Source organism: Paraburkholderia domus, from assembly GCF_905220705.1.
Classification (GTDB): Bacteria; Pseudomonadota; Gammaproteobacteria; order Burkholderiales; family Burkholderiaceae; genus Paraburkholderia; species Paraburkholderia domus.
In genome coordinates this window covers 372,162-390,576 of the sequence record NZ_CAJNAT010000003.1, presented here as the reverse complement: position 1 = coordinate 390,576, position 18,415 = coordinate 372,162, and the positions used below count along the sequence as shown (strand labels likewise).

Below are 18,415 nucleotides of genomic sequence, written 5' to 3'. Positions count from 1 at the left end.
CTGCCGGTCGGCGGTTGGTGAGCCGTGCCGGCATTGCGCGTGCAGTACCCCCGCGCATTCCCACGAGTAGCGAGCTGAAAGTTTGTACGATTTTTTGCGTATGTACGATTTTATGATACATTAATAAAAATCGTACACGAGCAAACCATGCCGCGCTCCGCCAATTCGTTTCTTGAAACGCAGATTCTTGGAGAAGCGTGCGACGCATTCGGACGCTCGACGGGCGTTTACAAGGCGAAGCCGGTTCGCACGCTCGTTCCGTACGGCGACTCTGCAATCGAATTCAACCTCTCCGGCCGGAAATTCGAAATGCCCGTATTCATCACAACACGGGCAAGTGCAGTGGATATCGCAAATATTCTTCTCGCGCAAAATCATCCTCGTGCAACGGGAGCACGTTCGGCTCAACGCCCGCTCATGCTAATCGCGCCCCATGTCGAGCCGGAACTCGCCGGCCGTTTGATTGAGCAGAACGTGCCGTTTCTGGACGCGGCGGGCAACGCGTTTCTGAGCGAGCCTGAAGGTATGATCATGATCTGCGGCCGGCCAAAACCGCAGCATGCGCAAAAGCCGCAGACAGGACGTGCCACCACGCGCAAAGGACTGCAGGTGATGTTCGCTATAGCGACACAGCCTGGCCTCGTCTCGCAGCCGTATAGAACTATCGCCCAGGCCTCTGGCGTGGCATTGAGCACGGCAAACCAGGTCATCGACGATCTGCAGTTCCGTGGGCTTGTCGCGCTGAAGAGCAGCGGCGAGCGCATCTTTCCGGACTGGCAGAAATTTGTCTTCGAGTGGGCCAGCCTCTATCAGACCCGCCTGCGATTCAAACTGGGTGCGCGGCGCTTCGCGAGCACGACGCCTGACTGGTGGCGCATGTTCGACTTCGCAAGTTTCGACGCTCGACTCGGTGGCGAGTCGGCGGCTGACATCCTGACGCATGAACTGAAGGCCGCGAAAGTCACCCTCTACAGCCGTGCCCCGCTTGACAGTCAGTTCATGCTGAACGCCCGGCTGCGCCCCGATCCGCGTGGCGATGTCGAGATTCTTGAATCATTCTGGCCGGAGTCTCTCGAGCGTGGCTGGACGGAACCTGGCCGCCAGCCGCTAGTTCACCCGTTCCTCATCTACGCGGACCTCGTCGCCTCAGGCGACAGCCGCAATCTTTCCACCGCCACGCAAATCTATGAGCAGTACATTACCCAGCCTTAAGGTTGCCGAAGAGCGGCCCGTACACCCAGTCACCGCGGCGCTGCTTGCCCACGTCCAGGAGACCGCGCATCAGCTTGGCGTGAAGTTTGTTGTGGCAGGCGCAACTGCACGGGATCTAGTGCTTTGGCATGTGCACGGCATTCGTGCGGAGCGTGCCACGCGCGATGTCGACGTTGCGGTCTGTGCGATCAGCTGGGATGCATATGGCGCCTTGATTGCCGGGCTCGAGCAGACAGGACTCTTCCGGGCGAGTATCAAGGCGCAGCACACCCTGGTTTTTGATGATCCGGACGTCGGTCGACCGGTGCCGTTGGATCTGGTTCCGTTCGGCGATCTCGAGGCCCCTGAAGGTTCGGTCACCTGGCCGCCGCGGGGCGACGTTGTGATGAATGTTCTCGGGTTCCGGGAGGCCGTCGATACGTCTGTCGAGATAGACATTGGTGAACGCCTGGTGGTGCCGGTTGTGAGCCTGCCGTGCCTTGCGCTTCTAAAAATTCTCGCATGGCACGACCGGCGTGCCTCCAAGAATACCGACGCATCGGACCTGCTTCTGATTCTTCGCAACTACTGCGACGCGGGCAATACGGATCGCATCTGGGTGAACGGTGCAGACCTGCTCGAGTTGCATGATTTCGATGTCGGTCTTGCGGCGTCGGCGCTGCTAGGTCGCGAATCGCGACAGATTGCTTCGCCCGTAACGTTCGATGCCGTCTCGGCAATCCTCTCGGACGATGCCGTGTACGACACGCTGCGACGCGACATGCTGGCTCGTGCCGTCGTTCAGATGCTGGACGACTTCGCCGATGGATCCGACCGGACGTTGTCAGCTTTTCGGAATGCGTTCCTAGGCATATCGGGCAGCGTTTGAGCCGGTCCGGAACGTAATGAGGCTCTTCTTGATTGGAACATCGGGAAGAACGGCGACCGTCGGATGTGCGGCGTCCGCATGATCAATCGCGGCTATTGCTCCTGTTTGACGGCGCTGACTTTGCTGAACTTGCTCCGCACCCAATCCGCCCAATCCTCCAGCACCGTGTACACCACCGGCACCACCACCAGCGTCAGAATCGACGATGTAATCACACCGCCGATCACCGTCTGCCCGAGCGGTCCGCGTTGCTCCCCGCCTTCGCCGAGCGCCGCCGCCAGCGGCAGCATGCCGAAGATCATCGCCAGCGTGGTCATCAGAATCGGCCGCAGACGCACCCGCGCCGCTTCGAGCAGTGCTTCACGCCGCTCCATCACGCGGCCCTTGCCGGACGCATCGAGCAGGGTGCCGCGCCGAGCCTGATTCGCGAAGTCGATCAGCAAAATCGCGTTCTTCGTCACCAGGCCCATCAGCATGACGAAGCCGATGATCGAGAACATGTTCAACGTACTGCCGAACAGCAGCAGCGCAATCAGCACGCCAATCAAGGTGAGCGGCAACGACGCCATGATGGCGAGCGGCTGGGCGAAGCTCGCGAACTGCGACGCGAGAATCATGTAGATGAAGATCACCGCGAGCGCCAATGCCTCCACCGCGTACACGAACGATTCGTTCATGCTCTTGGTCGAGCCTTCGAATCGATAGTGGTAGCCCGCCGGCAGATGCATTGCGTCGAGCGCCTTCGCGACGTCCGAGGCCACTTCGCCGGGCGAGCGGCCGTTCACGTTCGCCGACAGCATCACCTCGCGCCGCAGGTCGCGCCGGTTCAACACGTCGGGACCGGTCGTCTTGACGATGTCCGCGATCTGCCGCAGCGGCACCAGCACCGGCGCACCGTTCGCGTCGGTGCGATTGGTGGCGATCATCAGCTTCGCCAGATCGTCGACGTCCTGGCGCTGCGAGCGCGGCAAGCGCACACTGACGTCGTAGTCCTGGTCGTCGGGCGCGCGCCATGTGCTGATGGCGTCGCCCGAGAGCAGAGGCCGCAATGCCGTGCCGATATCGGCCACGCCCACGCCGAGGTCGGACGCCAGTTCGCGTTTCACATTGATCGCGACGATCGGCTTGTCCGCCTTGAGACTCGAATCGAGGTCGACAAGGCCTGGAATCTTCGCCATCCGTGCTTGAACCGCATCAGAAAGCCGGCGCAGTTCGTCGATGTTGTCGCCCTGCAAGCTCAACTGGATCGCCTTCGTGCTGCCGGCGCCGTCGGGCACGCCGATTTCGGTGATTGATACGCCCGCTACCGAAGCGAGCCGCGCGCGAAACACCTGGTTCAATTCGACCATGCCGCGTGTCCGGTCGCGCCGGTCTTTCAGGCGCACCGTAATCAGCGCGGTGTTCTTACCTTGCGTGTTGCCGGAGTTGACCGTCGCGTAACTGAAGCGCACTTCGGGGTAGGTGGCGAGAATCGCCTGCACCTGCTTCACTTTCTCCGAGGTGGCTTCGAGCGATGTGCCCACCGGCGTGTTCAAACCGATCTGCGTTTCGGAGAAGTCCGCATTCGGCACAAACTCGGTGCCGACGAACGGCACCAGAAACAGGCTGCCGAAGAACGTGGACGCAGCGACGACCAACGTGATCGCGCGATGCTTCAACGACCAGCCGAGCAGGCGCTGATAGAACGCGGTGAGCTGGTCGATCTGCTTGTCGAACAGATGCAGGGAACGTTCGATGACGCGTCCATAACGATAGCCTTTGCGGCCCGTGTCCGCGTCATGCAGATCAGGGTCCGGCCAGATGGAGGACAGCATCGGATCGAGCGTGAACGACACGAACATAGAGATCAGAACGGCGGCGGCTACCGTGATGCCGAACTGATGGAAGAAGCGGCCGATGATGCCGCCCATGAAGCCCACCGGCAGAAACACCGCGACGATCGAGAAGGTGGTCGCAAGCACGGCGAGCGCGATTTCCTTGGTGCCGTCGAGCGCGGCCGTGCGGTGGTCGGCGCCGAGTTGCACGTGCCGCACGATGTTCTCGCGCACCACGATCGCGTCGTCGATCAGCAAGCCGACGCATAGGGACAGCGCCATCAGCGTGATCACGTTGATCGTGAAGCCGCACGCGTACATCACCGCGAAGGTGCCGATCAGCGCGATCGGCAGTGTGAGGCCGGTGATTACCGTGCTGCGCCACGAACCAAGGAACAGGAACACGATCAGCACCGTCAGCAGCGCGCCTTCGAGCAAGGTGCGCTTCACTTCGTTGACGCTTTCTTCGATGTTGATCGACGAATCGTCGGTGATGTCGAGTTTGACGCCGGGTGGCAATTGCGGTTGCAGCAGGGCGACGGCGTCACGCACGCCATGCGCGACATCGACGGTGTTTTCACCCTGCGCCTTGATGATCGACAGGAACAACGCGCGCTGGCCGTTGAGCAAGGCCATGCTGTCGGGTTCCTGCTGACCGTCCGCCACGTCGGCGACCTGATCGAGCGTGATCGGCTGCGTCGCCGATGAAGCAGTAGGAATCGCAGACTGTGCGCCGCGCCGCGCGACGATGATGCGTTTGAAGTCGTCCGGTTTCTCGAAGCGGCCTTTGACCTGCACGGTCTGCTCGACATTGCTCGACGTGAGCGGCCCGGCCGGAATCTCCTGATTCTCGTTCTGCACCGCGCGAATGACCTGATCGACGCCGATAGAAAGCGCCTGCAGCTTCTCCGGATTCACGTCGATCTGTACTTGCCGTTTCACGCCGCCCACCAGCGAGACCGAGCCGACGCCGCGCACTGTTTCAAGCCGCTTGCGCACGATCTGATCGGCGACCGTGGTGAGATCGCGCGTGGACAACGACGCGCCCGGCGCGTTCGAGATGGCCACCGTGATGATCGGCATATCCGACGGGTCATAGCGCAGCACACGCGGGTCCTTCACGCCGTCGCGCAGATCGGGGCGGATCAGTGCGATCTTGTCGCGCACGTCCTGGGCGGCTTGCACCGCATCGACCGAAAGATCGAATTGCACGATCACGACCGACTGCGCGTCGTACGAACGTGAAGTGATTTCGTCGATGCCGCTGATCGTGTTGACCGCTTCCTCGATCTTGCGCGTGACGTCCGATTCGACCGATTCCGGCGACGCGCCCGGATACGCGGTTTGCACGACCACGACGGGGAAGGCGATGTCCGGGAACTGATCGACTTTGAGCCGCTGATACGAAAACAGACCGATGACGAGCAGCGCCATCATCATCATCGTGGCGAGCACCGGATTGCCGATGCTGATGCGGGTGAACCACATAGGCGAGGGCTCCGGTCAGCGTGCGCTGCTTGCGCCCGGCACGCTGGCCGCTTGCTGGGCAGTCTGCCCGGGTTGAGCAGGCTGAGCGGGCTGCACCACATGCACGGTGCTGCCGATCCGCAATGAGCCGAGATTGTTCTTCACGATCTGCTGGCCGAGGGCCAACGGCCCGCCGACGATCTCGGTCCATGTATCGCCGTCGGCATCGCCGGTCGCGCCGGTTTGTACCGGTTGCTCGACCAGCTTGCCGTCGACAAGCGCATAGACGCTGTGCCGCGTGCCGTCTGTACGGATGGCGGTGGCTGGGACGACCAGCACGTTCTGGCGGCTGCCGACCGAGATCGTGCCGGTGCCGAACATGCCGACCCGCAACGTGCCTGATGGGTTTGCGACCTGCACATACACCATGATCGAACGTGAGCCGGCTTGCGCGGCCGGATTGATGCGCGTGATCGCGCCCTGGATGGGGGTGTCGATACCGTCGAAAGCGATCTGGATCGGCTGGCCGATGCGAACGCGCCCGATCTCGCCGACCGGCACCGGCGCTTCCAGTTCGAGCGTGCGCAGATCGACCACGTCGAACAGCTTGGTATCGACCGCGAGTTTCTCACCCGGTTCGACCGAGCGCGAGGCGATCTGTCCATCGAGCGGCGAGCGTACGACGGTATCGTCCAACGACAGATTCGACGACGCCAGCGCCGCCTTCGCCGCATCGAGATTCGCGCGGGCGATTTGATACTGGCTTTGCGCGGTGTCGAAGGCGTTCTTCGAAATGAAGCCTTTCTCGACCAGCACGCGGTTGTTGTCGAGCGTCTGTTTGGCGATGTCGAGCTGGCCGGCCATGGCCGCCATCTGGCCGCGAGTCTGTTCGGCCCGGGCCACGTAGTCGCGGGCATCGATCTTCGCGAGGATCTGGCCCGTCTTGACCGAATCGCCTTCGCGCACCATGACGTTGAGCGCGGAGCCGGCCACTTTCGATTTGACTGCGGCTTGGGTGACCGCGCGTAGCGAACCGGTCAGCGGCAGCGTTTCGGAGAGGGTACGGCGACTGACGGTGGTGAGATCGTCCGGTGCGAATTCGACGACGGATGGGACTGTGTCGGTGGCCGCAGTGGGAGCGCTGCGCTTTCCGATGGCTTGGGCAATCGCGATGGCGAGGATCACGATAACCACAGCGGCGGCGATGATGATGCGTTTTCTGGTTTTTAGCATGCGTGGTCTGACGGACTTCACGAACTGGCGATACGCGATGGTGGCCTTGTGGTTTCAAGGCGCGCAGCGCTCGCACGGAATCGGCAAATTAGCCCGAGCTCGCGTTCACTGCAAGCTGGCCGTCAGCATGGTACACGCAGCTTGCGTGGCGCGCGCCGCTCGAACGGTATGTCCGGTCAAAGAACGTGCGCATTGACTCAAATGTGATTCATCACGGATCGTGGTGGGTGAAGCGGTGCGCGCGGCTCGATAGCGACGGAGCGTGCCGCGCGCCCGCCATGCTCACTGACTCAGGTAAACGAACTTGCCGTTCCTGATGATGCCCATCACGCTGGCACGTTGATCCAGACCGACGTGGTCCTTCGGGCTGGTGTTGACGACACCGTTCGGCACGACCAGTTCATGCGCGTGTTCCAGTTCGTCACGCAAAGCCACGCGGAACGCCGGTGTGCCCGGTTGCGCCGTTTTCAACGCGCGTGCCACGGCGTCCTGCAAACGCGGATACACGCCTGCGGCGTCGCCCGCAAACTGGGTCACACTGCCCGGGCCGTACTTCGCTTCGTATTCGTTGGTGAACGCAAGCGCGGCCTTCTTCGCCGGATGATCGGCCGGCAGCGTGCGCGCCACCACGACCGGCTGCGTCGGGAACAGCGTGCCTTCCACGTCCTTGCCGCCCAGCTTGATGAATTCGGGCGTCGCGATGCCGTGCGTCTGGTAGATCGGGCCCTTGAAGCCGCGCTCGATCAGCGTGCGTTGGGGCAGCACGGTCGGCGTGCCGGCGCCGGCGATCAGAATCGCGTCGGGCTTGGCGGCCATCAGCTTCAGGATCTGGCCGGTGACGCTGGCGTCGGTGCGGTTATAGCGCTCGGTGGCGACCAGTTGAATATGACGCAGCGCCGCGAACTTGCTGAATTCGTTGAGCCAGCTTTCGCCGTAGCCATCCGCGAAACCGATGAAGCCCACCGTCTTCACGTTGTGGTTCGACATGTAGCGCGTCATCACGTCGGCCATCGCACTGTCGGTCTGCGCCATCTTGTAGGCCCACACCTTCTTGCCTTCCTGCGGCTCGACCACGCTCGCCGAGCCGATCAGCGTGATCATCGGCGTTTGGCTTTCGGCGACTGGATCGAGCGCGGCCATCGCGGCCGGCGTGATGTTCGGACCGACGATCACGTCGACATGGTCTTCATTGATCAGCTTGCGGATGTTGCGCACCGCGTTGCCCGGGTCGGAGGCGTCGTCGAGGAAGATGTAGTCGGCTTTCCGGCCGGCGATCGTGGCCGGCCACATCAGCATCGCGTTCTTGCTCGTAATGCCGATCACGGCGGCGGGGCCGGTGCTCGACAAATCGATGCCGACCTTGATGTCGGCCTGTGCTGAGGTGGCGAGCAAGAGCGCGCCGAGAGCGGCCATGCCGCTGATTTTTTTCTTATACGACGTCATCGAAGGGTCTCCGTAGCGGGAAGCGTGGTGATATCAAAGTTCGTAGGTTTCGTGTTCGCCCTTGAGCGCCTGTTCGATCAGCTTGCGGTTCATGCTCGGCGACAGCAGTTCGACGAGCGTATACACATAGCTGCGCAGATAGGCGCCCTGTTTCAGCGCCACCCGCGTCACGTTGCTGCCGAACAGATGGCCGACCGGCATCGCGCGCAAATGGCGGTCGCGCTCGGCATTGAACGCGATATCCGCCATGATGCCGACGCCCAGACCCAGTTCGACGTAGGTTTTGATCACGTCGGCGTCGATTGCCTCCAGCACGATGTCCGGATGCAAGCCACGCAGACGGAACGCCTCGTTGATCTTGGTGCGGCCGGCGAACGCGTTGTCGTAGGTGATCAGCGGATATTGGGACAGATCGTCCAACGACAAAAGTTTGCGGTCGAGCAGTGGATGATCCGGCTGCATCACGGCGACGTGATGCCACTGGAAGCAGGGCAGCGAGACCAGCTCCTTATAGTTGGAGATCGCCTCGGTGGCGATGGCCAGATCGGCCTGGTCGTGGATCACCATCTCCGCGACCTGGGTCGGGCTGCCTTGCAGAATTGAAAGGTGAACTTTGGGGAAGCGCTTCTTGAATTCGGCGATGGCGGCCGGAAGTGAGTAGCGTGCCTGGGTGTGGGTGGCGGCGATCACCAGATTGCCCTGATCCTGAGCTGCGTAATCTTTACCGACCCGCTTGAGACTCTCGACTTCCTGCAGAATCTTCTCAACCGACTGAAGAATGATGCGCCCCGGCTCCGTCAGCGAGCGCACGCGCTTGCCGTGCCGCGTGAAGATTTCGACGCCCAGCTCGTCTTCCAGCTCGATGATCGCCTTGGAAACGCCCGGCTGGCTTGTAAACAGGGCTTTGGCCGCTTCGGTCAGGTTGAAATTCTGCCGCACAGCCTCGCGGACGAAGCGGAATTGGTGCAGGTTCATATATAACCTCTCCGCATATCAAAAGAATTTTTTAGTCGTTTGAAATATAAGGCGAGTTTATTACGATCTGTCCATCTTTTTCAATATGGATATCTGTCTTTGTCATAAGCAAATGAGCGATGGGCCTAAACGCTCGTTTGCTTCCATTGACAAAGGAGAGGTATCCAAGCCGCGACGTAACCGGAACGTCGTGTGTCACGCAAAAATTGGGGTCCCCGAATGTACCAATACGATCAGTACGACCAGACCATCGTCGATGAGCGGGTTGCGCAATATGCCGATCAGGTTCGCCGCCGTCTGTCGGGCGAATTGAGCGAAGAGGAGTTCCGTCCGCTGCGCCTGCAGAACGGCCTGTACCTGCAGCGCCACGCGTACATGCACCGCATCGCGATTCCTTACGGCAACCTGCGCAGCGACCAGATGCGTGTGCTGGCCCAGATCGCGCGCGAACACGACCGCGGCTACGGCCACTTTTCGACGCGCTCGAACATCCAGTACAACTGGATCAAGCTCGAAGAAACGCCGGAAATCCTGCGCAAGCTCGCTGCCGTGCAGATGCACGGCATCCAGACCTCGGGTAACTGTATCCGTAACATCACGGCCGACCAGTTCGCCGGCGTGGCGCCGGATGAGGTGGTCGACCCGCGTCCGTGGGCAGAAATCCTGCGCCAGTGGTCGACGTTCCACCCGGAATTCGCCTGGCTGCCGCGTAAGTTCAAGATCGCCGTGTCGGGTTCGAAGGAAGACCGCGCTGCCGTGCAGATTCACGACATGGGCGTGTATCTGAAGAAGAACGAGCAGGGCGAGCTGGTGGCCGACATTCTGGCCGGTGGCGGCATGGGCCGTACGCCGATCATCGGCGCGATCATCCGCCGTGATTTGCCGTGGCAACACCTGCTGACGTACTGCGAAGCCGTGCTGCGCGTGTACAACCGCTATGGCCGCCGCGACAACATGTACAAAGCGCGCATCAAGATTCTCGTGAAGGCCTTGAGCCCGGAGAAATTCTCGGCGCAGGTCGAAGAAGAATGGCAACACCTGAAGGACGGTCCGTCGACGCTGACGCAAGCCGAAGTGGATCGCGTGTCGCAATACTTCCAGCCGCCGGTGTACGAAAAGCTGGCGGATACGGATGCTTCTTTTGAGAACCATTTGCTGGAAAGCCGCGCGTTCGCTCGCTGGGTCGAACGCAATGTGCGTCCGCACAAAGTGTCGGGTTACGCCTCGGTGACCTTATCGCTGAAGCCGACCACGATCGCCCCGGGCGACGCCACCGACGCGCAGATGGAAGCGGTCGCCGATTGGGCCGACGAATACTCGCTCGGCGAAATCCGCGTGTCGCACGAACAGAACCTGATTCTCGCGAACGTGAAGAAGCGCGACCTGTTCACGCTGTGGGAAAAAGCCAAGGCGCAAGGTTTCGCGACGCCGAACATCGGTTTGCTGACCGACATCATCGCGTGCCCGGGTGGCGATTTCTGCTCGCTCGCGAACGCGAAGTCGATTCCGATCGCGCTGGCGATTCAGGAGCGTTTCAACGATCTCGACTACGTGTACGACCTCGGCGACGTGTCGCTGAACATCTCGGGTTGTATCAATGCTTGCGGTCACCACCACGTCGGCAACATCGGCATTCTGGGCGTCGATAAGGACGGCTCGGAGTGGTATCAGGTGACGCTCGGCGGCGAGCAGGGTACGGGCGCCACGGGCGCGCATCTCGGCCGCGTGATCGGCCCGTCGTTCTCGGCGGAAGAAATGCCGGACGTGATCAGCAAGGTGATCGATACGTTCGTGGAAAACCGCCACGAAGGCGAGCGCTTCGTCGAAACGTACAACCGCATTGGCATCACCCCGTTCAAGGAACGTGTGTACGCTTCGCGTCAACCGGCTCACGCGTAACCGCGAAAAAGGATACAGAACAGATGGCTTCTATCATCAAGAACCGCGCGATCGTCAACGATGACTGGACGGTGGTGCGCGCCGCTGAAGACGGCACGCTGCCCGCAGTCGATGCATTGCCGGCCGGCAAAGTGCTGGTGCCGCTCGCGCTGTGGCAGGCTGAGCGCGATGCGCTGATCGCTTCGCGCAGCACCGCTGAAATCGGCGTGTGGCTTGCGCCGGATAGCGAACCGGCGGATATCGTCGGCGACTTCGGCACGATCGCGCTGATCGGCGTGGACTTCCCGGTGTTCCGCGACGGCCGTGGTTATAGCATCGGCCGCCTGTTGCGCGAGCGCTATGGCTACAAGGGCGAACTGCGCGCGATCGGCGACGTGCTGCGCGATCAACTGACGTTCATGTTCCGCTGCGGCTTCGACGCTTACGCACTGCGTGAAGACAGAGACTTCGACGATGCGCTCAAGGCGTTCGACGAATTCAGCTTCAACTATCAGGGCGCAGTGAACTCGTCGCCGCTGTTCCGCCGCCGTGAAGCGGGCGAACTGGCAAAGGCCTCGGCATGAGCGGCGCACAATCGCTCACGCCGGAACTCGCTGCGAAGGTTGAGCGCCTCGATGCGCTGCTCGATTCAATCGCCGCGCGTCACGCGAACGTGAAGCTCGCCAGCAGCCTCGCGGCGGAAGACATGCTGCTCACGCACGCGATTCTGTCGCGTGGCGTGAAGATCGGCATTTTCTCGCTGAACACGGGCCGTCTGCATGCGGAAACGCTCGGCATGCTCGATCGCGTGAAAGAGCGCTACGGTTACGACATCGAGCAGTTTCATCCGCAAGCTGCAGCGGTTGAAGAATATGTCGGCTCTCACGGTCTGAACGCGTTCTATGAAAGCGTCGATCTGCGTAAGCGCTGCTGTGAAATCCGCAAGGTCGAGCCGTTGAACCGGGCGCTGTCGGATGTCAGCGCTTGGGTGACGGGCCAACGCCGCGAGCAGTCGGTGACGCGTGCCGAACTGCACGAGGAAGAACACGATGCGGCGCGTAACATTGCCAAGTTCAATCCTCTGACGGACTGGACCGAAGCTGAAGTCTGGGACTACCTGAAAGCGTTGGACGTGCCGGTCAATCCGCTGCATGCGCGCGGTTACCCGAGCATCGGCTGCGAACCTTGTACTCGCGCGATCCGTCCCGGTGAAGACAGTCGGGCAGGGCGCTGGTGGTGGGAGTCGCGTGATACGAAGGAATGTGGCCTGCACATCACGACGATCACGCCGATCCCCGTCAGCAGCAGCGAAAACGCTTCGGCATAAAGCATTCAGGCGGTTCAGGACTTGGTTTTTGATCTGAACGCCGCAGATACCGATTTGAATACTTCCGCGACGCAAGCAACCGCTTGCGACGCGAATCAACGAAGGACCAAACATGAGCACCACGCTCGATTCCACTGTGAATGCACCGCTTACCAACACGGCGAACCGGATGGATCACCTTGATTGGCTCGAAGCTGAGTCGATTCATATCCTGCGCGAACTGGTCGCCGAATGCAGCAAGCCCGCGCTGCTGTTTTCGGGCGGCAAGGATTCGGTCGTGGTGCTGCACCTTGCGCTGAAGGCCTTTGGTATCGGCGCGAATCGCAAGACCGTGCTGCCGTTCCCACTCGTGCATATCGACACCGGCCATAACTACGACGAAGTGATCGACTTCCGCGATCGCCGCGCGAAAGAGATTGGCGCGGAACTGGTGGTGGGTCACGTTGAAGATTCGATCAAGCGCGGCACCGTTCGCCTGCGCCGCGAACTGGATTCGCGCAACGCTGCGCAAGCCGTGACGCTGCTGGAAACGATCGCTGAACATGAGTACACCGCGCTGATCGGCGGCGCGCGCCGCGACGAAGAAAAGGCCCGCGCGAAAGAACGGATCTTCTCGTTCCGCGACGAATTCGGCCAATGGGATCCGAAGGCACAGCGCCCGGAACTGTGGAGCCTGTATAACGCGCGTCTGCATAACGGCGAACACCTGCGTGTGTTCCCGATCTCGAACTGGACCGAACTCGACGTGTGGCAATACATCGCCCGCGAACAGCTCGAACTGCCGTCGATCTATTACGCGCATCAACGCGAGATCGTGCGCCGCAACGGCCTGCTCGTGCCGGTCACGCCGCTCACGCCGATGCGCGAAGGCGAGACCAGCGAAACCGCGCTGGTGCGCTTCCGCACGGTGGGCGATATCAGCTGTACGTGCCCGGTGGAAAGCGATGCCGACGATCTCGAGAAGATCATCGCCGAAACGGCCGTGACCGAAATCACGGAACGTGGCGCGACACGGATGGACGATCAGGTTTCCGAAGCCGCGATGGAACAGCGTAAGAAGCAAGGTTATTTCTAAGCATGGGACCGGAGTAAGAGCTTTGCACTAACTCCGGTTGACCGCTTTGCATAGGACTGGAGTAAGCGCTAAAGCGCTAACTCCAGTCGATAGAGAGCAAGGAACATCATGAATATTCACCAACCAGAAGACCTCGGCGTGCTGCGATTCATCACGGCGGGCAGCGTCGACGACGGCAAGAGCACGTTGATCGGCCGCCTGCTGTACGACAGCAAGGCAGTCCTCTCCGATCAGCTCTCGGCACTGTCGCGCGCGAAGAATAAGCGTACCGTTGGCGACGAAATCGATCTGTCGCTGCTGACTGACGGTCTCGAAGCCGAACGTGAACAGGGCATTACGATCGACGTGGCTTACCGCTATTTCGCAACGGCGAAGCGCAAGTTCATCATCGCCGACACGCCGGGTCACGAGCAGTACACGCGCAACATGGTGACGGGCGCATCGACCGCGCACGCAGCGATCATCCTGGTCGACGCGACCCGCGTGACCTTCGTCGATGGCGTGGCGCAGCTGCTGCCGCAAACCAAGCGTCATAGCGCGATCGTGAAGCTGCTCGGCTTGCAGCATGCCATCGTCGCGATCAACAAGATGGACCTCGTCGACTACAGCGAAACGCGCTTCAACGAGATTCGCGATGCGTACGTCGAACTCGCGCGTCAACTGGGTCTGGAAGACGTGCGCTTCGTGCCGGTGTCGGCGCTCAAGGGCGACAACATCGTAACCGCTAGCGAAAGCATGCCGTGGTACGCAGGCGAGCCGCTGCTCGATTTGCTCGAAGCGTTGCCGGTCGATGTTCCGACGGGCCAGGCGCTGCGCTTCCCGGTGCAATGGGTCGCACGTCAGGATGGCAGCCAGGCCGACGATTTCCGCGGCTATATGGGCCGAATCGAAGCGGGTGAGGTGAAGGTCGGCGACACTATCGTCGTGCTGCCGGCGAACCGCGAAGCAACGGTTGCTGAGATCATTGCGCCGGTGACGGGCGGAACGGCGGCAGTGGACCGCGCGTTTGCCGGTCAAACCGTGACGATCCGTTTGGCGGAAGACGTCGACGTCTCGCGTGGCGACACCTTCGTATTGCGCGAAGCGGCGCCGGAACCGGCAAAGAAGCTGGAGGCTGACCTGTGCTGGTTCGACGACACGCCGCTGTCGACGCAGCGCAAGTACTTGCTGAAGCAGACCACCAACACGGTGTTCGCGCGGATCGGTTCGATCAGGGAAGTGCTTGACGTGCATACGCTGTCGCAGGCGACCGATCGCAAAGAGCTGACGATGAACGACATCGGCCGCGTGGCGCTGACGTTGCAGAAGCCGCTGGTATGCGACGTGTACGACTCGCATCAGGGCACGGGCGCATTCGTGCTGATCGACGAAGCGACGCATCACACCGTCGCTGCAGGGATGATTCGGGCGTTTTCGGCTTGAGTTGCTGAATGGGTGACTGACGCGCGCTCGCGCTTTGGGTTTTGCACGAACCGGACGAATGGGGTTGAGGCGAATGGGTAAGGTGTATCTGATCGGTGCAGGGCCAGGGGCCGCGGATCTCATCACGGTTCGGGGCGCGCGGCTGCTCGGCATGGCGGATGTGGTGTTGCATGACGCGCTTGTCGAGCCGGCGATGCTGGACTACGCGCCTGCTCGTGCGCGGCGGATTGCGGTGGGCAAGCGCTGTGGGCAGCTTTCGACGGCGCAGCAGTTCATCAACAAGCAGATTGTGGATGCGGCGCTTGAGCACGATGTAGTGGTGCGGTTGAAGGGTGGCGATCCGATGTTGTTCGGGCGTGCCGATGAGGAGATGCGGGCGCTGGAGGCTGCGGGGATCGAGTATGAGGTGGTGCCAGGGATTACGGCTGCGCTAGCTAGTGCGGCGACGTTAAAGCGTTCATTGACGCTTCGCGGTGTGTCTCGCAGCGTTGCGTTGGCTACGCATAGCCGGGCGGCTGATACTGAGGCGATTCGTGAACGGGTGAATGCTGATTCGCTCGTGTTCTATATGGGCCGCGATAGCGGGCCTGAAATAGCACAGGAGTTGATTGATGCTGGGCGCGATGGGGCGACTCCCGTGGCGATTGTCGAAGCGTGTAGTACGCCTCGGGAGCGCATGCTCACTCTCACGCTTTCGGAGCTTGCCTGCGGTGAAGCTCAGCAGTGGCTTGATGCTTCACAGCCTAGTCTTCTTATGATTGGGGAGGCTTTTGCTGCCCGGCAGCAGGTGGTTCGCTCCGCGGGTGGGCTTTTGGTCGCGGCTTAGGGTTTGGTTTGTTTTTGCCTTTGGCGGCGGCATTGGTTGTTTGCCTAGGGTGTTGGCCTTTCCTTGAATTGATATTGGTCTATTAGCGTTGCCCCTGTGCGGGGCGGCACCTACTTCTCTTTGCTGCTGCAAAGAGAAGTAGGCAAGAGAAAGCAGCTCACACCGCCAATTCTTAAGCGGGTCCCTCGCACAGCCACGGTAGTGGTGCATCTGGAATCTGTGTTCTCGCACATTCCGCGTCAGTGACAAAGCAGTCATTCTTCCGGCGGCGCTGCGCGCGCCGACGCGGTACTTCACCAAACCATGCGTTGTTGTCGGCACGCAGCGGAAATCCTGCCGGCAACTAGCTATCGTTACGCTCACGGTTGCGCTATTAGATTAATAGGGGCTTCCGGCGTTAGGGCGCACTTGCGATCGCCAGCGTCTTGAGTTAAAAATTCATTGAATGATGCCGATCACGTACTAAAGTGTTTTGTCTGGCACTTGATACGAGAAGGCAACGATGAGCAGACGGCGGTCACGCAAACCGTTTGTCTGGAGCAAGGCAGCTGATGAGACACTGGCCAGCCTCGAACGGTTTTGTGTGTGGGTCCGGCAGGCTGCAGTGGGAACACTATGAATATCGATACTGATGCAATTGACGAAGTCGCCCTGGCCCTTCTCTACCTGACCCTGCATGACCGATACCGCGCATGGAAGGGCTTCGACTGGGATGTGCTGAACCGACTCCATGAAAGAGGCTTCATTGAAGACTCCGTCAACAAGACGAAGTCCGTGATCTTTACGGACGAAGGACTACGCGAATCCGAGCGGCTTTTTAGTCAGCACTTCGTCATTCCGGAAAGAACGGGGAATTGACTCAACGAAGGTCTGACTCACGAGAGTAGCTGGTTGATTCACTAAGCGTCAATTCAAAAACCCGGTATTTTCAGCGCGTCGCCGAGGCGAAGCCGATGGCCCACACGACGCCGCGGGTTTGCATGACGAACCCTTCCGGCGAGCACGGAGTGCGAGGCGGGAAGTATGACTGCCTTGTCGCTCACGCGGAATGTGCGAGAACACAGATTCCAGATGCACCACTACCGTGGCTGTGCGGGGGACCCGCTTAAGAATTGGCGGTTTGAGCTGCTTTCTCTTGCCTACTTCTCTTTGCAGCAGCAAAGAGAAGTAGGTGCCGCCCCGCACAGGGGCAACGCTAATAGACCACTAAGAAATCAAGGAAAGGCCAACGCCGTAGGCACGCAGACAAAGAGCGTCGCGCAGACAGAGAAAAGAAGAAAAGACCAACACCGCAGGTATAAAACCAAAGCATCGCGAGGGCAAAAAACAGAAATCAAACCTGCCGAAGGCAATACTCAGCAACAGCGTCCAACACACCCTCATCCTCACCAACCGCGACAGCGCACTTAATCTCGACAGAAGGATGCAACCCACGACACCGCGCGATAACCTCCGGCAGATCTCTGCGAATATGCCCGCCTTGCCCAAAAAACACAGGCACAACAGTCACAACAGAGCACCCGTCGGAGACAAGAACCCCCACAGCTGTAGGCAAATCCGGCTCCATCAACTCAAGAAAAGCCAACAAAACCGGCCCAGCGTCAGCATCAGAGCCGCGCGCAGCGCGAACCTTCTCAGCTAGCCTCTCAAACGGCTCACGCCACCGCACATCCCTTGCGCCATGCCCAAACAGAACAATCCCATGTGTAGCCATAAACCAGGCTCCTAATGGCGATCAACCCACTTCAACCCGACCAGGCCGAGCACGAGATAAACGAGCCCAGGCGTAGCCGCGGTCAACGGCGCGGGCCATGTATTCAACGTGCCGATATGCGAGAACAGCGTGTTGAACAGCTGGAAACTCATCCCCAGCATAATCCCGCCGAAAACCTTCACACCCACCACGCCGGCGCGCGTATGCAGATACGCAAACGGCAGTGACAGCACCAGCATCACGAACACCGCAAACGGATACAGCAGCTTGCGCCACAGCGCGATTTCATATCGCTGCGTGTCCTGATGATTCTCGGTCAAGTGCTGAATGTAGCGGAACAGATTGAACATCGACATCCGATCCGGCGATACCAGCAGCACCGACAAGATCTGTGGCGTCAGTTCCGAGCGCAACGAATACTCCGGCAACGCCACCTGGTTCGCACGGTACACCGGATTCAACGCGTCGGTCGGCGTGCCCGGGGGAGGGGGCACGTCGATCAGTTGCGTGTCCGTCACGCCAGTCAGCTGCCAATGACCTGGCGGCTTGTACGTGCCGCTTTGAGCGGTACGTACATTCGAGAGGCGGAACTTCGAATCGAATTCGTAAATACGCACGTTGCTGATCGTCGCGTCGGGCTTCAATTCGCCGACGTTCACGAAGCGCGTCACCTGCTCGCCGTCCGCTCGCGCGGTGAGCGTGTCTTTCACCCAGACGCCCGACTCGAAGTTGGTCGATACCGACGACCCCAATGCCTCGAGCCGCACGCGTTCCGACAACTGATCCGTGTACGGGCCGACCACTTCGCCGATCAGGTAAGTCAGGAACACCAGCGGAATGCCGATCTTCATGAGCGAGCGCAGTGCCTGATTGGTGGCGAGGCCGGACACGCGAAAAATCGTGTACTCGGAGTTCGCCGCCATTTGCGCGAACACGTAGATCGCGCTGATCAACGCAGCGACCGGAATGATTTCGTAGAAGCGCGACGGTGTTTGCAGCGCGACGCGCAGCACCGCGTACTGGAACTTGTAGTTGCCGTGGCCGACAGAGTTCAGTTCGTTGATCAGGTCGAAGAAGAAGAACAGACCCGAAAACGCGAACAGAATAAAGACGAACGTGAGATAGATCTGACGCGCGAAGTACCTTTCATAGATGCGCATC

Annotated in this window: 15 protein-coding genes; 9 read left to right on the top strand and 6 right to left on the bottom strand. The window is 60.5% G+C overall.

From position 1 onward, the window contains the following. Positions 1 to 147: 147 nt before the first annotated feature. Both KHO31_RS09520 and KHO31_RS09515 read left to right on the top strand, forming a co-directional pair. Positions 148 to 1,212, top strand: a complete 1,065-nt coding sequence (locus KHO31_RS09520; protein ID WP_211623120.1) for a type IV toxin-antitoxin system AbiEi family antitoxin — start codon at positions 148 to 150, stop codon at positions 1,210 to 1,212. Continuing rightward, the gene (locus KHO31_RS09515; RefSeq protein WP_201141183.1) at positions 1,187 to 2,080 is read left to right on the top strand and encodes a nucleotidyl transferase AbiEii/AbiGii toxin family protein; all 894 of its coding nucleotides are present in this window, start codon (positions 1,187 to 1,189) and stop codon (positions 2,078 to 2,080) included. Before KHO31_RS09520 ends, KHO31_RS09515 begins: the two co-directional genes overlap by 26 nt. A 92-nt stretch (positions 2,081 to 2,172) precedes the next feature. Here KHO31_RS09515 and KHO31_RS09510 read toward each other — a convergent pair whose 3' ends face one another. From KHO31_RS09510 to KHO31_RS09495, 4 genes are all read right to left on the bottom strand, one after another. Beyond that, a complete protein-coding gene (locus KHO31_RS09510; RefSeq protein WP_211623119.1) occupies positions 2,173 to 5,382 on the bottom strand; it encodes an efflux RND transporter permease subunit in 3,210 nt (1,069 codons plus the stop codon). 15 nt (positions 5,383 to 5,397) lie between these two features. After that, positions 5,398 to 6,594 (bottom strand): efflux RND transporter periplasmic adaptor subunit, encoded by a 1,197-nt coding sequence (locus KHO31_RS09505; RefSeq protein ID WP_211623118.1) that lies wholly within the window; start codon positions 6,592 to 6,594, stop codon positions 5,398 to 5,400. Between the two features lie 282 nt (positions 6,595 to 6,876). Further along, positions 6,877 to 8,037 (bottom strand): ABC transporter substrate-binding protein, encoded by a 1,161-nt coding sequence (locus KHO31_RS09500; RefSeq protein WP_211623117.1) that lies wholly within the window; start codon positions 8,035 to 8,037, stop codon positions 6,877 to 6,879. 33 nt (positions 8,038 to 8,070) lie between these two features. Beyond that, positions 8,071 to 9,012: a CysB family HTH-type transcriptional regulator gene (locus KHO31_RS09495; protein WP_201081749.1), complete on the bottom strand. Its 942-nt coding sequence runs from the start codon at positions 9,010 to 9,012 to the stop codon at positions 8,071 to 8,073. Between the two features lie 219 nt (positions 9,013 to 9,231). On the opposite strand from KHO31_RS09495, the gene KHO31_RS09490 reads away from it, so the two are divergent. The 7 genes from KHO31_RS09490 (at position 9,232) to KHO31_RS09460 (ending at position 16,398) form a co-directional block, all read left to right on the top strand. Continuing rightward, positions 9,232 to 10,911: a nitrite/sulfite reductase gene (locus KHO31_RS09490; protein WP_201081751.1), complete on the top strand. Its 1,680-nt coding sequence runs from the start codon at positions 9,232 to 9,234 to the stop codon at positions 10,909 to 10,911. Positions 10,912 to 10,934: 23 nt separating this feature from the next. Continuing rightward, complete coding sequence (locus tag KHO31_RS09485) at positions 10,935 to 11,474, top strand: DUF934 domain-containing protein (protein WP_201081753.1); 540 nt, start codon at positions 10,935 to 10,937, stop codon at positions 11,472 to 11,474. Then, the gene (locus tag KHO31_RS09480) at positions 11,471 to 12,217 is read left to right on the top strand and encodes a phosphoadenylyl-sulfate reductase (RefSeq protein ID WP_201081755.1); all 747 of its coding nucleotides are present in this window, start codon (positions 11,471 to 11,473) and stop codon (positions 12,215 to 12,217) included. Before KHO31_RS09485 ends, KHO31_RS09480 begins: the two co-directional genes overlap by 4 nt. Before the next feature lie 112 nt (positions 12,218 to 12,329). Then, positions 12,330 to 13,292, top strand: coding sequence for a sulfate adenylyltransferase subunit CysD (cysD, locus tag KHO31_RS09475; RefSeq protein WP_054042851.1), 963 nt, complete (start codon positions 12,330 to 12,332; stop codon positions 13,290 to 13,292). Positions 13,293 to 13,400: 108 nt separating this feature from the next. After that, entirely contained in the window at positions 13,401 to 14,714 is a 1,314-nt protein-coding gene (locus tag KHO31_RS09470; RefSeq protein ID WP_201084847.1) for a sulfate adenylyltransferase subunit 1, read from the top strand. Positions 14,715 to 14,787: 73 nt separating this feature from the next. Then, positions 14,788 to 15,540, top strand: a complete 753-nt coding sequence (gene cobA, locus KHO31_RS09465) for a uroporphyrinogen-III C-methyltransferase (RefSeq protein ID WP_201084848.1) — start codon at positions 14,788 to 14,790, stop codon at positions 15,538 to 15,540. A gap of 615 nt (positions 15,541 to 16,155) precedes the next feature. Next, positions 16,156 to 16,398, top strand: coding sequence for a DUF6429 family protein (locus KHO31_RS09460; protein ID WP_201123021.1), 243 nt, complete (start codon positions 16,156 to 16,158; stop codon positions 16,396 to 16,398). Positions 16,399 to 16,873: 475 nt separating this feature from the next. Here KHO31_RS09460 and KHO31_RS09455 read toward each other — a convergent pair whose 3' ends face one another. Both KHO31_RS09455 and lptG read right to left on the bottom strand, forming a co-directional pair. Further along, entirely contained in the window at positions 16,874 to 17,254 is a 381-nt protein-coding gene (locus KHO31_RS09455; RefSeq protein WP_201081763.1) for a sirohydrochlorin chelatase, read from the bottom strand. A gap of 11 nt (positions 17,255 to 17,265) precedes the next feature. Continuing rightward, positions 17,266 to 18,414, bottom strand: coding sequence for an LPS export ABC transporter permease LptG (lptG, locus tag KHO31_RS09450; protein WP_201081765.1), 1,149 nt, complete (start codon positions 18,412 to 18,414; stop codon positions 17,266 to 17,268). Position 18,415 lies beyond the last annotated feature (1 nt).

Bases quoted from the DNA above. Each gene is read 5' to 3' on its own strand.
- KHO31_RS09520 (WP_211623120.1), top strand. From the start codon at position 148: ATGCCGCGCTCCGCCAATTCGTTTCTTGAAACGCAGATTCTTGGAGAA.
- KHO31_RS09515 (WP_201141183.1), top strand. From the start codon at position 1,187: ATGAGCAGTACATTACCCAGCCTTAAGGTTGCCGAAGAGCGGCCCGTA.
- KHO31_RS09510 (WP_211623119.1), bottom strand. From the start codon at position 5,382: ATGTGGTTCACCCGCATCAGCATCGGCAATCCGGTGCTCGCCACGATG.
- KHO31_RS09505 (WP_211623118.1), bottom strand. From the start codon at position 6,594: ATGCTAAAAACCAGAAAACGCATCATCATCGCCGCCGCTGTGGTTATC.
- KHO31_RS09500 (WP_211623117.1), bottom strand. From the start codon at position 8,037: ATGACGTCGTATAAGAAAAAAATCAGCGGCATGGCCGCTCTCGGCGCG.
- KHO31_RS09495 (WP_201081749.1), bottom strand. From the start codon at position 9,012: ATGAACCTGCACCAATTCCGCTTCGTCCGCGAGGCTGTGCGGCAGAAT.
- KHO31_RS09490 (WP_201081751.1), top strand. From the start codon at position 9,232: ATGTACCAATACGATCAGTACGACCAGACCATCGTCGATGAGCGGGTT.
- KHO31_RS09485 (WP_201081753.1), top strand. From the start codon at position 10,935: ATGGCTTCTATCATCAAGAACCGCGCGATCGTCAACGATGACTGGACG.
- KHO31_RS09480 (WP_201081755.1), top strand. From the start codon at position 11,471: ATGAGCGGCGCACAATCGCTCACGCCGGAACTCGCTGCGAAGGTTGAG.
- cysD (WP_054042851.1), top strand. From the start codon at position 12,330: ATGAGCACCACGCTCGATTCCACTGTGAATGCACCGCTTACCAACACG.
- KHO31_RS09470 (WP_201084847.1), top strand. From the start codon at position 13,401: ATGAATATTCACCAACCAGAAGACCTCGGCGTGCTGCGATTCATCACG.
- cobA (WP_201084848.1), top strand. From the start codon at position 14,788: ATGGGTAAGGTGTATCTGATCGGTGCAGGGCCAGGGGCCGCGGATCTC.
- KHO31_RS09460 (WP_201123021.1), top strand. From the start codon at position 16,156: ATGAATATCGATACTGATGCAATTGACGAAGTCGCCCTGGCCCTTCTC.
- KHO31_RS09455 (WP_201081763.1), bottom strand. From the start codon at position 17,254: ATGGCTACACATGGGATTGTTCTGTTTGGGCATGGCGCAAGGGATGTG.
- lptG (WP_201081765.1), bottom strand. From the start codon at position 18,414: ATGCGCATCTATGAAAGGTACTTCGCGCGTCAGATCTATCTCACGTTC.